At 33.3% G+C, this 14,697-nt stretch carries 16 protein-coding genes and 1 tRNA gene; 11 read left to right on the forward strand and 6 right to left on the reverse strand.

Annotated features, from left to right (window positions below; all coding sequences use genetic code 11):
• The first annotated feature begins 64 nt into the window (after positions 1-64).
• From X929_RS05925 to X929_RS05950, 6 genes are all read left to right on the forward strand, one after another.
• Entirely contained in the window at positions 65-1,027 is a 963-nt protein-coding gene (locus X929_RS05925) for a 2-hydroxyacid dehydrogenase (protein WP_103067115.1), read from the forward strand.
• 10 nt (positions 1,028-1,037) lie between these two features.
• Positions 1,038-1,688 (forward strand): endonuclease III domain-containing protein, encoded by a 651-nt coding sequence (locus tag X929_RS05930; RefSeq protein ID WP_103067116.1) that lies wholly within the window; start codon positions 1,038-1,040, stop codon positions 1,686-1,688.
• Complete coding sequence (gene tsaE, locus X929_RS05935; protein WP_103067117.1) at positions 1,661-2,146, forward strand: tRNA (adenosine(37)-N6)-threonylcarbamoyltransferase complex ATPase subunit type 1 TsaE; 486 nt, start codon at positions 1,661-1,663, stop codon at positions 2,144-2,146. The genes X929_RS05930 and tsaE overlap by 28 nt, the downstream gene beginning before the upstream one ends.
• A gap of 4 nt (positions 2,147-2,150) precedes the next feature.
• The gene (locus X929_RS05940) at positions 2,151-3,149 is read left to right on the forward strand and encodes a PIN domain-containing protein (RefSeq protein WP_103067118.1); all 999 of its coding nucleotides are present in this window, start codon (positions 2,151-2,153) and stop codon (positions 3,147-3,149) included.
• Positions 3,142-4,167: a tRNA preQ1(34) S-adenosylmethionine ribosyltransferase-isomerase QueA gene (queA, locus tag X929_RS05945; protein ID WP_103067119.1), complete on the forward strand. Its 1,026-nt coding sequence runs from the start codon at positions 3,142-3,144 to the stop codon at positions 4,165-4,167. The genes X929_RS05940 and queA overlap by 8 nt, the downstream gene beginning before the upstream one ends.
• 158 nt (positions 4,168-4,325) lie before the next feature.
• Positions 4,326-4,700: a flagellar protein FlaG gene (locus X929_RS05950; protein WP_103067120.1), complete on the forward strand. Its 375-nt coding sequence runs from the start codon at positions 4,326-4,328 to the stop codon at positions 4,698-4,700.
• A gap of 3 nt (positions 4,701-4,703) precedes the next feature.
• Here X929_RS05950 and X929_RS05955 read toward each other — a convergent pair whose 3' ends face one another.
• Complete coding sequence (locus X929_RS05955) at positions 4,704-5,609, reverse strand: tRNA dihydrouridine synthase (protein WP_103067121.1); 906 nt, start codon at positions 5,607-5,609, stop codon at positions 4,704-4,706.
• A gap of 560 nt (positions 5,610-6,169) precedes the next feature.
• Between X929_RS05955 and X929_RS05960 the strand changes: the two genes are divergently transcribed.
• Positions 6,170-7,876: an ABC transporter ATP-binding protein gene (locus X929_RS05960; RefSeq protein WP_103067227.1), complete on the forward strand. Its 1,707-nt coding sequence runs from the start codon at positions 6,170-6,172 to the stop codon at positions 7,874-7,876.
• Between the two features lie 161 nt (positions 7,877-8,037).
• Entirely contained in the window at positions 8,038-8,196 is a 159-nt protein-coding gene (locus X929_RS09690; RefSeq protein ID WP_169924974.1) for a hypothetical protein, read from the forward strand.
• Between the two features lie 54 nt (positions 8,197-8,250).
• On the opposite strand, the gene X929_RS05965 is transcribed toward X929_RS09690, so the two are convergent.
• The gene (locus X929_RS05965; RefSeq protein WP_103067122.1) at positions 8,251-9,315 is read right to left on the reverse strand and encodes an ERCC4 domain-containing protein; all 1,065 of its coding nucleotides are present in this window, start codon (positions 9,313-9,315) and stop codon (positions 8,251-8,253) included.
• Positions 9,316-9,596: 281 nt separating this feature from the next.
• Here X929_RS05965 and X929_RS05970 point away from each other — a divergent pair, with 281 nt between their 5' ends.
• Both X929_RS05970 and X929_RS05975 read left to right on the forward strand, forming a co-directional pair.
• The gene (locus tag X929_RS05970; protein WP_103067123.1) at positions 9,597-10,835 is read left to right on the forward strand and encodes an MFS transporter; all 1,239 of its coding nucleotides are present in this window, start codon (positions 9,597-9,599) and stop codon (positions 10,833-10,835) included.
• 48 nt (positions 10,836-10,883) lie between these two features.
• Positions 10,884-10,959, forward strand: a tRNA-Pro gene (locus X929_RS05975).
• A 35-nt stretch (positions 10,960-10,994) separates the two neighbouring features.
• Here X929_RS05975 and X929_RS05980 read toward each other — a convergent pair.
• Together X929_RS05980 and X929_RS05985 are read right to left on the reverse strand one after the other, a co-directional pair.
• Positions 10,995-11,600: an isochorismatase family protein gene (locus X929_RS05980; protein WP_103067124.1), complete on the reverse strand. Its 606-nt coding sequence runs from the start codon at positions 11,598-11,600 to the stop codon at positions 10,995-10,997.
• Positions 11,601-11,776: 176 nt separating this feature from the next.
• Positions 11,777-12,322: a YdcF family protein gene (locus tag X929_RS05985; protein WP_170149401.1), complete on the reverse strand. Its 546-nt coding sequence runs from the start codon at positions 12,320-12,322 to the stop codon at positions 11,777-11,779.
• An 88-nt stretch (positions 12,323-12,410) separates the two neighbouring features.
• Between X929_RS05985 and X929_RS09870 the strand changes: the two genes are divergently transcribed.
• Positions 12,411-12,533 carry a hypothetical protein gene (locus X929_RS09870; RefSeq protein WP_281255430.1) on the forward strand — a complete coding sequence of 41 codons (123 nt, stop codon included), beginning with the start codon at positions 12,411-12,413 and terminating at the stop codon, positions 12,531-12,533.
• 468 nt (positions 12,534-13,001) lie between these two features.
• Here the strand turns inward: X929_RS09870 and X929_RS05990 are convergent, their stop codons facing one another.
• Both X929_RS05990 and X929_RS05995 read right to left on the reverse strand, forming a co-directional pair.
• Positions 13,002-14,078 carry a tetratricopeptide repeat protein gene (locus tag X929_RS05990; RefSeq protein ID WP_103067126.1) on the reverse strand — a complete coding sequence of 359 codons (1,077 nt, stop codon included), beginning with the start codon at positions 14,076-14,078 and terminating at the stop codon, positions 13,002-13,004.
• 148 nt (positions 14,079-14,226) lie between these two features.
• A complete protein-coding gene (locus tag X929_RS05995; protein WP_103067127.1) occupies positions 14,227-14,667 on the reverse strand; it encodes an Hsp20/alpha crystallin family protein in 441 nt (146 codons plus the stop codon).
• Positions 14,668-14,697: the final 30 nt, after the last annotated feature.

The raw sequence follows: 14,697 nt of genomic DNA on the forward strand, positions 1-14,697 counted from the left end.
TGCTAAAAACCTTTATAGTCTAAGGGCATTAAAAATACAGAATCCCAATTAGGAGGTCCAAAAAATGAAAAAAGTCTCAATAACCTATAAAATCCCTGAAGCAGGTATAGATTTGCTAAAAGGTAAGTACGATATTTGGGTCAATCCCAAAGATAAGCTACTCACCAAAGAAGAACTAAAAGAAATAGCAAAAGCATCTGACGCATTAATTACGATGTTGGCAGATCCAATTGATAAAGAAGTGTTAGAAGCAGGTAAGGATAGATTAAAAATAATTGCAAATTACGCAGTGGGATACAACAACATCGATATCCAAAAGGCAAAAGAGTTAGGAATATATGTAACTAACACCCCTGATGTATTAACCGAAACCACAGCTGATTTAGCATGGGCGTTGATGTTAGCTGTTGCCAGGCGGATTGTTGAATCTGATAACTTCACAAGAGAAGGTAAATTTGATGGTTGGAAGCCTGAATTGTTTCTTGGAACCGATGTATACGGTAAAACCTTGGGTATAATAGGATTTGGAAGTATAGGCCAAGCGGTTGCCAGAAGGGCAATAGGGTTCAATATGAAGGTTTATTACTATCAGAGGCATCGTCTTTCCAGTGAAAAAGAAAAAGCTTTGAATGCCACATATTTACCGTTGGATGAACTTTTGAAGGTTTCTGATTATGTGAGTTTGCATGTACCTTTGATTAATGAAACTTATCACATGTTGAATAAAGAAAAGCTATCCCTATTAAAGAAATCTGCCTTTGTTATTAACACGGCAAGAGGTCCAGTGATTGATGAACAAGTGCTGTACGAAAAATTAAAAAATAAAGAGATTGCAGGAGCGGCGTTAGATGTTTATGAGAATGAACCACAGTTAACACCTGGATTAAAAGATTTGGATAACGTTGTACTAACACCCCACATTGGATCTGCTTCACATGAGACAAGAAGTCGAATGGCTCAGATGGTAGCAAAAGATATCATACAAGCTTTGGAAGGAGAAACACCTGAACATCTAATATGGAGGTAGAAATTAAATATTGAATAAAGTTTATGAAATATACAAGAATCTTTACGATTTTTATGGTCCACAGCATTGGTGGCCTGCAGATAATTGGTTTGAAGTAACTGTAGGGGCTATTTTAACCCAAAATACTTCTTGGAACAACGTCGAAAAATCTATCGAAAATTTGAAACAACGCGATCTATTAGAACCAAAAAAACTATCTGAAATCAAAGAAAACGATTTAGCTCAATTGATAAGATCTTCAGGTTTTTACAATCTCAAAAGTAAACGTTTGAAAAACTTCTTAGAATGGTTAAAAAAATATAATTATGATATAGATAAGATTAAAGATAAAAGTGTAACCTCTTTAAGGGAAGAACTGTTAAATATCAAAGGAATAGGAAAAGAAACCGCTGATTCTATCCTTTTATACGCATTTGAAATGCCAATTTTTGTGATCGATGCTTATACGAAGAGGATGTTTTTACGATTGGGTTTAATATCAGGCAAAGAATACGACGAGTTTCAAGATTTCTTTGAGAAAAACCTACGAAGAGATGTTCAACTTTACAACGAATACCATGCCTTGATAGTTAAGCACTCAAAGGTTTACTGTAAAAAGATGCCTAAATGCTCTGAGTGTTTTCTAAAAGAAAAATGCAAATGGGGAGTGAACAACCTATAATATCTTACAACAAACTCAACCTAAAACAAATCCAAAAACTTGGAACGACTGTTTCTAAATATCTTTTTCCTGGTGCAAAATTACTACTTTTTGGCAATCTGGGAACTGGGAAAACAACGTTAACATCGTATATTGTTAACAGCTTGAGCAAAAATCCCATAAACGTCACAAGCCCTACTTTTTCTTTAGTAAAAGTGTATGATACAAATCCAACAATATATCACATTGATTTGTATAGGTTAAACGATCCTCAAGAGATAGAATATTTGGATGTTTTTTTGGATCCTAAGGGGATATATATAATTGAATGGGCAGACTTCTTGGATTATTTAACCCCCGAAGAAAGATTAGAGATTCATATTTCTTACAATGAAGATATTAGGTTTAGGGATGTTAAAATTGAAGGCTTTGGTGAAAAGTACAAAGAGATGGAGACAAGTATAGAAAAGGAGCAGTAGTTTTGTGTCAATTCAAAGAATTTATAACGTTATCTCAGAAAAAGATTATAAAGAACATAGTCAAAAAACTAGAAAAATAGTGGAAAAAGCCAATACAATTCTCCGAAAACCTCGAGAATTAAACGAAAGGAAGATGTTTTGGGTTTACAGGGTTTTAGGAAAAGATGCCGAACTAAAAATACCAAAAAAACACATAAATGATTTTCAATTTCTGATAATGCATATTTTAAAAAAACCTAAAGAGAATAGATTCACCGATTTAAGAAGTTATTACAAGTTAAAAGAGGAAACGATTGATAACCTGAAATTTTTACTTTTTCCAGACAAGTTTCCACCAGGTGGCTACAATGAAAAACTAAAAAAGTATGGAGTAGAGTTTTACAATCCTCAAGTTATATTGAAAAGGCTGAATTTTAAAGATTTTATAGATTTATATGCACTAATAACCTACGTGCCTTTAGATGTTAAAACCCCTTTTGTACAAGACCTAATAGACGAAATTTTAAGCATAGATCCTATCGATACAAAGATCTCGTTGTACACGAAAATAAAAGAAATATTTAAGAGTTTAGGTTCTTACGAAAAACAGATGGTTGAACTTCAATTGAAAAATATATCTTACTACCATTATAGACTCATGAGCAGGAAATCGATTAAAGGCGTTATTATAGATGGTAGCAACGTTGTAAGGTACAATGATCAAGATAGTATACTTAGATTGGTTGATTTGTTGGATAATCTCTACATAGAAAATATGACGTTTTTTCCTGCAATAATAGTATTCGATAGAAACATTGAGTACGTTTTAAAAAACGAGGAAGACAAGGATATTTTAAAGAAAATGTCAGAAAAAAAGAGGATTTACTTTGAATCACCTGCAGATGAACTGATCGTTCATTTGAGTAATAGACATGGTTATTACATGATTTCACAGGATAAATTTAATGAATATCAGTTTGATAAAGACAAATTACTGGAATTTCGGAGGTTTTTTGATGAGTGAACTAAGTTTTGACTTAGAGAAATATGACTACGAGTTACCTGAAGAACTTATAGCCCAAGAACCTGTTGAACCAAGGGATAGCTGCAAGCTAATGGTACTAAATAGAAAAACAAAAAGTATAGAACACAAAGTTTTTAGGGATATAAAAAGTTATTTACAACCTGGCGATTTACTTGTTTTGAATAATACTAGGGTTATTCCTGCAAGGTTATACGGTAAAAAGGAAACAGGTGCAAAAGTTGAAGTTTTGCTTTTAGAAAAAGATGGAAACGATAAAACATGGAAAGCTTTGGTAAAACCAGGAGGAAAGATAAAAAAAGGCAACAAACTTATCTTTGAAGACAATTTAACCTGCACCGTAGAAGAACATTTAGAAGACGGCTCAAGAATTTTAGAATTTGACGATCCCAACTTTTTTTCAAAATTAGAAAAAATTGGTGAAGTCCCTTTACCGCCTTACATAAAAAAAAAGATAGACGATCCTGAAAAATATCAAACTACATATGCAAAATACGATGGTGCTGTGGCTGCACCAACCGCTGGTTTGCATTTCACCAAAGAACTGATAGAAGAGCTCACCGATTACGGTGTTAGATTCGCTGAAATCACTCTTCATGTGGGGTTAGGAACCTTTAGACCAGTTAGCGAGGCAGATATAAGGAACCACCAAATACATGAAGAGTATTATACCGTATCAAAGAGTGTGCTTCGCGATATAGTTAGAGCTAAAGCTGAAGGTAAAAGGGTTATAGCCACAGGAACAACGGTTGTTAGAACGCTCGAATCGATTGCCAGAAATCCTGACAAACTCGCAGGTAAAACAGATCTATATATTTACCCACCATTTGAATTTAAAATAATAGATGCTTTGATCACCAATTTTCATCTACCGAGATCTTCACTTCTTTTTCTTGTTTCAGCATTTGCTGGTCAAGATTTTATTATGAACTCATATCAAATTGCTAAAGAAAAGAAATATAGGTTCTTTTCGTTTGGGGATGCTATGTTCATAATTTAATTTTTATATTAGATACTTTAGAAATTAAAAATTTTCAAATTGCTATTTTGATTTTAAAAGGGGTTCAGGGCGGTTTAAAGAAAGTATTCTTTATATTAAAGTTTATTAAATATCAGACGATAAAAAAGTGACTAAAACTTTGAAGGTTGGGTGATATTATGGGAATATCAAATATTGGGGGCAAAGAAGATTTTTCCATTAACAATCCTATATCTAATAGGCAGCAAATTCAAATGGCGAACGCCAATCTGAGAAATCCTGAAAATTCAAATCAGCCGATCCAAAAAGAAGAGGTTATGCCAGATGAACTTGACAAAGTCACAAAAATAATAGAAGATAGATTAAAAAAGTTATCAAATATTTTCAAAGGAGAGGCAAAGTTTGAAATAGAAAGGGATTTGGATATTATTGTTGTAAAAATTATAGATAAAGATAGCAAGCAAATTATAAGGCAGATACCACCTGAAGTCTCTGTTAAACTTGCCAAAGCCCTAAACGATGTTCAAGGGATACTACTTGATGAAATAGCCTGATCATTAATGTTTTAATGTTTTATAAACCAGACCGGCGACATCGTTATAAGATAAAAGTAGATGTAAATTTCTTCTTATTTCCTTTGCGCCTTCAATACCAGAAAAGTATTTCATCAATACTTTTCTGAATTTTTTTACTGCGTAAACCTCTGAACCATAGAATTCAATCATAAGTTTCAAGTGTTCTAAGCAAGTATTGATTCTTTCATCTATAGTCGGATTATAATTATTCTTTGTAAATATCCATGGATTACCGATAGCACCCCTTGCAACTAAAACAAAATCCGCACCATAATTCAACAAATAATCATCTATATCTTTTTTACTAAACACATCTCCGCTAGCCCCTAAAGGAATGGTGATCTTCTTCTTTAACTTTTTTATTACTTCTCTATTTGCGATCCCACTATACATTTGTGACCTGGTTCTACCATGAACAATAATATAATCAGAACCTGCTTTTTCCAATGTTTGAGCTACTTCTTCTATATTTATTTGATCGTATCCTAATCTTACCTTTACTCCAACAGGCAAATCTATACTCTTTTTTAAATTAAAAACTATGTCCCCTAATAATATTGGATTTTTCAATAAAGCTGCCCCTGAACCTTTTTTCACTACTTTATTAACTGGGCATGCAGCGTTTATATCGATCCAACTAGCTAAACTCTGGACAGCTTTAGCTGCCTCGACGAATTTTGTTGGGTCGTTGCCAAAAAGTTGTACGCCTATATTAGCCTCACCCTTCTGGGGAAGCATTTTTTCAACCTTTTCATTTTCTCTTATTATAGAATCTACTGAAATCATTTCTGTAAAAGTAAACTCGGCTCCAAATCTTCTGCAAATCTCTCTAAAAGGGTAATCTGTATAATCTGCCATCGGAGCTAAACCAATTTGGTTTTCTAACATTCACTTACTCCTCCTGAATCTTATTTGTAATTTATTTTATCTCTTTTCATTAAACAGCTAAATACACTAATTTTAAATCTCAATACAATTCGTTAAATCAAAAATTTTTAGTAAAAATATAAAAATTATTGAATTTTTTTATTCTCTACTTGACAATTTTTATTTATTCTGGTATAATTTTTCTGAAATATTTGAAATCAGTTTAAAATAATTAAAGGGGGTTATAAAAATGTTGAGAAAACCACTGAAAAAAATTAAAAAGGTAGAATCTTATCACACGGCTTATGATTTACTATCTGAAGAATTATGGCAGGTTTATCTCGAAAACATAAGGAAATTGTGAAAGTAAAAGAATATGGGTGGAGAGTATAGGACCCTATTTTTCCTTCCTTAGATCGGTGCCGTGGGGAACAGGGAACCTCTTTCCACCTTCCTTAAATGGGTGGGCAGCGGGGAATTATATGTACCCTTCCTTATGGGTGGGGAGCGGGGGAAGGGCGCTAATACAGGCTTTTAGAATTTCTAAAGAAAAAAACTCATTTATAGGGGGAGGTAAAGGTATGAGTTTGTACACAAGAAGATTGATAAGATATGGTATAAAAAATTATAAAAAGTACATGATTTTCATGTTTCTCTTGGGTATTGCTACTTTGGTATTAGCAGCTTTGAGACCTTTTTTCATTCAGTATTTAATCGACGATATAATATCTTTTCAAAGAATTAACATACTGCCTTTTTTCCTTGTCTTTTTAATCGGTGTAGTAGCTTTAGAAAGAGTTTTCAATTATTTTTTCAATACTTATCATCGAAAAGTTAATTTTATTACTATCAAAAACGAACAGATAAACCTTTATAATAAGATTCAAAACTCAAAATTTGTTGATTATTCTAAGATGGATTCTGGGGATATAATGAGTAGGTTATTGTCTGATATTGATGAAACTTCTTATACAATGGCCCTTGTATTACCAACCATGTGTTTAAACTTTTTGAATTTAATAGTTACTTCTGCTATACTGACTTATCTGAATTGGCAATTATTTTTGATAGTACTTGCTTCTTTACCTTTCTATTGGCTTATTATCAGAAGTTCACAAACAAAATTGCAGAATTATTCAAAAATAGAAAGAAAATCTTTTGGAAAATTAACTTCTTCTATAAAAGAAAAGTTAGATGGTCAATTAATTATTAAAGTATTTGGGAAAACAAAATACTTTTCAAATTCATTTTCCAAGGATGCGGAAAATTGGTCTATGCAGGCGACTAAAGCAGGGATATTTCAAATAACCATTTTAAATATAGCCTTTTTTATCAGTTATGTAATTCCTGTGATTATATTAGGATTGGGAGGATTACTTGTGATAAGAGGGAACATGTCTTTGGGAACTTTAATAGCTTTTTATTCTTTTGTGCCATGGATATACGAACCCATAGGAATCATAAATGAAAATTTGGTCCAATTACAACGGGCTGAACCTCTAGCTGAAAGATTCTTTGAAATCCTCGATATGCCTGAAGAGGAAAGTGATGGTATATATCTTTTCCCCGAGGATTACAACATCGAATACAAAAACGTTTCATTCAAATACAGAGACGAGATAGTTTTGAAAAACATAAATCTCTTCTTTGGCAAAAACGAAAAGGTAGCGTTGGTAGGAACAAGTGGATCCGGTAAAAGTACTATGGTGAGTCTTCTTGTCAGACTGTACGATCCCACAAACGGTAAAATACTATTAGGGAATAAAAACATAATAGATTACAAATTACAAGAAATCAGAGAAAAGATAAAGTTAGTCAGAGGTAACGAACCCTTATTCAACATGACGGTCAAAGAAAACATAATGCTTGATGATGAATTCACTGAAGAAGAATTCATGAAAGCGGTAAAGAAAGCGAAGGTAGATAAATTCATAGGACTTTTAGATGAAGGATACGATACTGTAGTAGGAGAAAGGGGAAGTAAGCTATCAGATGGGCAAAGGCAGAGAGTAGCGATAGCAAGAGCATTGATAAGGGAACCAAAGGTATTGATACTGGATGAAGCAACGTCTGGTGTAGATTCACAGACAGAAGAAGAAATATTCGATGAATTGAAAGAGTACGAGATGACTTTGATTATAATATCCCACAGACTATCGACGATAAGAAAAGCAGACAAAGTGATACTATTAAAAGATGGAGAGATAAGAGGAGAAGGAGTTCATGAAGAGTTACTAAAAAATTCTCCCCTTTACAAAGAAATAATAGAAAGTCAGTTGGTTGTATGAAAGACTAATTAGCTATTATGTTAGTAAGAGAACCTAATTTCTGAAAAGACGCCCTAAATGGACGTTTTTCAAGTGCGCCCAGAATGGGCAATAGCTAAGCGGTGAAAGTCCGCTGTGGGCCAGGTAGCGGGAACCACTAGTCGAAGGCAAGGGTGTCCATCGTGAGGTGGAATCTGAAGGAAGCCCAAGGCAAAGTCCCGGTCCAAAGAAAACACTTCACTAATTCTATGGGGCGGGCAGCGGTTATTGTAATTATTCTCTTTTTAAAAATCGCATCAGAAGAAATGTTTAATCCTAAACCTGTTAGTGAAGAAGTGTGAAAATCGAGTCTCGATAAAATCATTTTTTCTTTTTTTATAAAATATATCCCCAATCTATGTTTTTTTCCACACACTTTTTTTGCCTTTGCCAAAATTTTCTATATAACCTTCTTCTCTTAGATCGTTCAATACTTTTCTAATCTTAGTGTCAGAAGTTAATGGGAATTTTTTTCTTAGTTTATTTATAGTGAAAGTATCCTCAGTAGCTTCAAGTATTTCTCGTCTTATATCGTAGTATATACCCCCGGTAAAGTCTTTTTTAGTTTCATATTTAGATGCTTCTTCTGAAACAATAGTAGGGATGTTGTCCTTTTCATGTGACATTACGGCTTGAAAGAACCGTAACGTCCATTCATTTGCTAATTTTCTATTTCCAGCGAATATTATTTGAAAACCAGGATGATAAGCAAAAATCTCTGCTAAAACTTTAGATAAATAGGATGGTGTGTACACCTTCAGCTTGCTAGGATTCAAAAAATCAGAGTAATTTGCTTCAACAACGAAAGCAGAATGTTTGTACTTAGCTAATTCTCCAAGTTTCATGTGTAAAAGTGACAAATTTCCAATATCTGCAATAAAATTGTTAAAGGTTTTTCTTTCAGCAACCGCTATTATCCCGCTTTCACTTAGTAAGGCATAATCGCCGGCTTTGAGCTGAGCTCTTTCAACGTTACAATTGGCGAATTTCCATGGATATTTCTCATTTATGTCGATCAATATATGAAGATGATGATCCCCCTTCGCTGTTAGTTTAACTTTAGGACGATGTTCTTTTAGCCCTTGTTCTGTTCTCCAAAATATCTGTTCGTATTCTCCTTCTTTATTTTTATACTTCTTTTTTAAAAAGAGAAAATCACATCTTTTGTTTTGGGTTCTGTCAAGAACTACCGACAACCTTTTTCCATATCGATTTAACGATATAATCGGAACTCTTTCAATCTCTTGGTAATTGCTCGATGATTTTTCTGTGTCTCTCATGCAAAAAATATGCTTACCAGCACCTGGCCATTTGTCCTGGACAAATAGTGATAATATTATTTTTTCTTCTTTTCTAATAGTTACCCTGTAAGGAAATCTGTATTTTTCGGTTGATTCAAGTACCCATAAAAAAGAACCCATCTTGTGTTCACCTTTCTTACAAAAAAGAAAATATTTCAAATTTCTTTCTATGTCTAATTTTATAATATTTTTTAGTTTTTACAAAATTGATTTTCTTGTTTTGGAATAATATCTTCTCTTAATAGATAACTCCCGAAGTAGCATGCGGGAGTTACTTTTTTATGCAAATCAATCAATAACTTTAAAAATTTTAATAAAATACTTGACATTTTTAAAGTTATATATTATAATCTTTTTAGAATATTTATGTTTGTATTCAAAATCTTAAAGGGGGAGATAAAATGTCAGATTCAACCGGAGGTTTAAATCTTCTAATAAAAAACCGTAATTTTCTACTTCTTTTTTTCGGTAGGCTAGTATCCAGTGTCGGATCTGCTATTTTTATTATCGCCATTCTTTGGTCAGCTGCAGCTGAGATAGGTGGGGTAGGTGCGGTTAGTACTGTTTTAAGTACTATTGCTGTTACGAATATTATATTTTCTCCTTTTGCAGGTGTTTGGGCAGATAGATGGAAAAAGAAAAATATCCTTGTGATAACAGATTTAATCAGTGGCGGAATCCTTATTTTACTGGGTATTTTCTTTGGAACATATTTCTATCAAATTTGGGTATTGATAATAACCATTTTTGGATTACAGATCTGTGGTACTTTATTCGGTCCTGCGTTGTTGTCTTTAATCCCGATTATGGTAAACGATAATGAGCTTTCTCAAGCTAATGCCATGATTTCAATGACAGATAGACTTTCTCAACTTATTGGAATGGCTATCGGCGGTGTGATTGTGTCTTTAGTGGGAATAAAATGGGCAATTTTAATCGATGGGTTGACTTTTATTTTCTCGGCAGTTTCTGAAATGTTCATAAAAGCAGAAGAAAAAGGTAGAAAAAAAGAAGAAGCAGAAAAAAATGGGATGATTTTTTCAGATATAAAAGATGGTTTCAAAGTGATATGGACCAATGTTCAACTTAAAGGGTTGATAACCTTAGAGACATTAGATGATTTTTTTGGAACTACTATATTCGTTTTCTTACCTGTATTGGCTAGTGAGATACTGAAAGTAGGTCCTGGGGAGTATGGAATTATGCAAACGATGTTGGGAGCAGGCTCTTTTATTTCCGCCCTAGTTCTATCATCCATTAAAGAGATAAAAATGAAGTACGTAGCACTAATGTTATCCTCGGTTTTGGCAGGAGTATTTCTGGCTTCTCTTGGTATAGTTAACAGTTATATTTACGTATTGATTGTCTTGTTGATGTTAGGTGTTATGACTGAGATAGGAAATATTAATGAAAATCTTTTGATTCAAAGAATTACCCCTGAAAACACAAGGGGACGAGTTTTTGCTTTGCGATCAACGATAGATAATTCGTTAAGACCTTTTTCTTATGCTTTTGCGGGGATAATGGCAACATTTTTTTCCTTGAAAAGTTTGTTCTTGGTCTTTGGAATAATAACTAGCATACTTGGAATATTTTACTTATTCATCCCTTATCAAATGAAAAAGCGGAATGTTTCCTAAAAATTTGACGTTCATTCAAAAATATGATATAATTTTTCTGAAGTAAATCGGAGCGTAGCGCAGTTGGTAGCGCGTCAGCATGGGGTGTTGAAGGTCGCTGGTTCAAATCCAGTCGCTCCGACCAAGAATACGGGGTTGTTCCCCGTATTTTTTTCAACTCTAGATTATTACACCAAATTTTTCTTCAACAATTTCTTTAATATCCTTTTTGTTAACAGCTTTTATATATTCACTTACTGGGAATACCCTATATCCTCTTTTTAACGCATCTTCTATCGTTGCTATTACGCATACGTCTCCCGCTAAGCCTAAAACAACTAAATTTTCTATCTTGTGCTTTCTCAAAAGTTCGTCTAATTCCGATTCAATTCTTTTTTCAATGTCTTTGTAAAATGCTGAATAGCTGTCTCCATCTATTTCTTCGCCTTTTTTTATTATGAAATCATAAGTGTTTATAAATAGTTGGTTTCCATAGGTACCCTTTATACAGTGAGGAGGCCATTTTTCAAAAGAGATGTGATTTTCAGGGTGATCATCCATACTGGCAAAGATCTTAAAATCTTTATCTTTGATTAAATTTAAAAATTCGTTAACCTGATCTATCCACTCTTCAGTTGTTCCAGCTACTGGAAGTTCAGTAGGGCACCTTTCGGTAAATCCGTTTTGACAATCAACACACAGTATCGCGGTATTTGAAGGTGATAATTTCAATGCGTTTACTATATAATTGGTAAACTCGTAAGGTGTTTTGTTGTTTTCAGCCATTTGTGATCCTCCTTTGAAAGTTTATTACGTTGCGCCCCTTCGCCCCGCAGCCCGCCCTATAAGGATAAAAGAGTCTAACCCCATTTGCCCATGCAGCCCGCCCTATAAGGATAAAAGAGTCTAACCCCATTTGCCCATGCAGCCCGCCCCCTTCTTTGGTCGGCTTGGTCTTAATTTTAGTCACCGATCTTAAATTTGACCAATCCCAAGTATTCATGCCAGGCAGAAGAAGTTGCTTCTAGGAATCTCATATCTGGTAAAAAGTCATACCATTTCAATTCTTCTCGGGAAATCTTATAATCTGTAGGAACAGGGACAACATCGATGTTTGTGTAACTTTCGAAATAATTCATAGCTCTTGTTAAATGTATTGCGCTGGTTACTAAATATATTCTTTGTACTTCATCGACTTCCAATAGTTTAAGCGTAAATTCCGCATTTTGTTTTGTGTTTTTGGCGAGTGGTTCTACATAAATATCGTTTGGTTCAACTCCCATTTTTAATAATTCTTCTTTCATTACTTGAGCTTCTGATATCTCGGTACCTAAGAGTTTTCCACCAGTTACAACTATAGGAAACTGTAAATTTTTGTAAAGTAAGAAACCTTCATATACCCTTTTCATAGCGCTATCGGATAACTCCCCTGATCCTTTTCTTGGAGTTTCGGGAATTATTCCACCCCCGAGTATAACTATTGCTCCTTTTTCTTCAGTATTATGCAACTGAGAAACATCCACAGGCGGATATCTATTTTCTAAAGGTAAAACGATTATTTTTGCAAACCATCCAGAAGAAAATATATATATTACAATGCAAAGAGTTAGAAGAGGAAAAGATATTTTCTTCCTTCTTATTAGCTGGATAATTAAAAATATTATGCAGAGGGAGATAAAAATACCTGGAATTTCTATAAAAGAGGTGAAAATATCATAAAGTATTATAAAACCCCCTAAAAATATATAAGATGAATGTGCTCAACATTATATAAAAACCAAGTGGAACCTTAGTGACTTTCTTTTTTGTGTTGGATAAAATGATTAGAATTATGCTGACGATTATCAGAGGAAATATATAAATGCCTAACAGAAGAGAAAGAACTGATAGAAATTTCACGTCCCCAAAACCCATTTTCCCATTTCTCCAATAATAAAAAGTGATAAAAAAGATAGTAATCATATACAGAAGATTAATGGATTCAAAGTTGAGTAATGCAATCACTAAAATAGCTATTATTCCTAAATCTGGTATGATAAAGGCAAAATAATCATATAGCCCTATATACAAGAGGCTGTTAGCAAAAAGAATGTTTTGCCAATTAGGAGAAGTGAGTATGACAAAAATATTTACAATTATATAAGATAAAAGGATAATTAGAACCTTTTTATTTTTGCGTAGGATTTTTTACACCTTTTCTATTACTTCCATTTCCTCTTTCGTTAAATTTTTATTCAGAATTTCCTCGAGTCCATAGATGTACCACATGTACTTATCTTTTATTTCTTGGTATATATTTTTGGCTTCATCAAATTTTTTAACTTTTAAGTAGGGTATAACTAATAACAACTTGAAATGTTCATTTTCTTTATCTTGGTCTATATATTTTTCTAAAAAGTTTTGAACTTCTTTATATTTACCATTTTCAAACATTACTTTTGACCATACCTCTATGTCGGTAGAATATTCAGGTGTTGTATTCAGAATTTCCTCTTTGAGCTCATTTGCTTCAGTAATTCTCGATAACTTCTCGTATATAGTAGCTAACTCATACTTACCCAATACACTATTCGGGAATCTATTTAGAAATTTTTCTAAAACGTGGGCGGCTTTTTCATGATCTTCTTTTTGCATGTAAGCATCAGCAATCATGAAGTAGGTTACATAATTGTTGGGGGAAAGCTCTAACTCTTTTTTCCAAATATCAGCGGCCTTTTCGTATTCGCCTAAATTAAAGTATAATTCACCTAATTCAGACAAGGCTGCTATATTCCAAGGGTCTAATTTAACAGCTTTTTCTAAATACTCTTCCCCTTCTTCCATTTCACCTTTTTCTACTAAAACTGAACCCATTAATTCGTAGGCAGGAGCGAAACTGGGATCAATTTTGAGAATAAAATGGATTACATCTTTCACGAAATCGAAGTTCTTTTTGTCAGCTTCTAATAAAACAGTATCGAATAGTCCGTTCAAAGATATATGTACCAAATCGGAGTAATTAATTTTGAATTCAGAAAAGTAAGACAAAAATTCGGAAAGAACGAAGGGATAAATCACAAAGTTAGAAGTTAAACCGGGCAAGTGTTCCACAAGTGTTTCAATTTTCTTTGTTTCCTCAATAAATTTTGGGTTATTTTTTAAATCAGCCTTCATTAACTCAAAATCTCCTTCGTACAAGAACTCACAAAGCAAGATTGGGAAAGGGGTCAAATCAGTTATTTCAATCTCTTTTTCTCCAAGGTTAAATTTCACTATGCGCTCCATGGGTATCTCCTCCTTTTAGCTTAATGTCTTCTTCTTTTATATTTTATTATACCATAATTAAGATTTATTAAGGAAATTTATTTGCGATGTTTTGCACTTAAAATTATAAAAAGCAGGCTTGCGCCTGCTTTCTTAAATATTATGATGTTTATTCAATTTTGATCTCTTTTCCTTCACCTTTAGCTGACTCAACTTTTGGTATAGTTAATTTTAAAACTCCATTTTCATATTCAGCTTTAATTTTATCTTTATCAATGTACTCTGGAAGCCTTATGGATCGTTCAATTCTACCAAAGTATCTTTCTCTCCTATACACGTTTCCAGTCTTTACTTCATCGGATTCTTTTTTTTCTGCGGATATTGTTAATAGATCGTTGTTCAATTGAACTTTTATATCTTTTTTGTTTAAACCTGGTAATTCGCATTCTACAATGTAATCGTTGTCGGTTTCATAAACATCCATCTCTCCTCGTGACGTTGTTCCAAAGGGCAATGATCTAAAGAAATCCTCAAACTCTCTGTTGAAAAAATCAAATGGGGATAACAAATCTTCTCTATCGTATCTATCGTCTCTTCTTCTTTCTAACATTTGTCATCGCCTCCTTTTTCACTATTTTTT

The organism is Petrotoga olearia DSM 13574 (assembly GCF_002895525.1).
In the GTDB taxonomy this organism is placed as follows: domain Bacteria; phylum Thermotogota; class Thermotogae; order Petrotogales; family Petrotogaceae; genus Petrotoga; species Petrotoga olearia.

Coding starts and splice junctions, on each gene's coding strand:
- queA (WP_103067119.1), top strand. CDS start 3,142: ATGAGTGAACTAAGTTTTGACTTAGAGAAATATGACTACGAGTTACCT.
- X929_RS05995 (WP_103067127.1), bottom strand. CDS start 14,667: ATGTTAGAAAGAAGAAGAGACGATAGATACGATAGAGAAGATTTGTTA.
- X929_RS05925 (WP_103067115.1), top strand. CDS start 65: ATGAAAAAAGTCTCAATAACCTATAAAATCCCTGAAGCAGGTATAGAT.
- X929_RS09870 (WP_281255430.1), top strand. CDS start 12,411: ATGCAAAGAGTTAGAAGAGGAAAAGATATTTTCTTCCTTCTTATTAGC.
- X929_RS05950 (WP_103067120.1), top strand. CDS start 4,326: ATGGGAATATCAAATATTGGGGGCAAAGAAGATTTTTCCATTAACAAT.
- X929_RS05960 (WP_103067227.1), top strand. CDS start 6,170: ATGAGTTTGTACACAAGAAGATTGATAAGATATGGTATAAAAAATTAT.
- X929_RS05955 (WP_103067121.1), bottom strand. CDS start 5,609: ATGTTAGAAAACCAAATTGGTTTAGCTCCGATGGCAGATTATACAGAT.
- tsaE (WP_103067117.1), top strand. CDS start 1,661: ATGCAAATGGGGAGTGAACAACCTATAATATCTTACAACAAACTCAAC.
- X929_RS05980 (WP_103067124.1), bottom strand. CDS start 11,600: ATGGCTGAAAACAACAAAACACCTTACGAGTTTACCAATTATATAGTA.
- X929_RS05970 (WP_103067123.1), top strand. CDS start 9,597: ATGTCAGATTCAACCGGAGGTTTAAATCTTCTAATAAAAAACCGTAAT.
- X929_RS05965 (WP_103067122.1), bottom strand. CDS start 9,315: ATGGGTTCTTTTTTATGGGTACTTGAATCAACCGAAAAATACAGATTT.
- X929_RS05990 (WP_103067126.1), bottom strand. CDS start 14,078: ATGGAGCGCATAGTGAAATTTAACCTTGGAGAAAAAGAGATTGAAATA.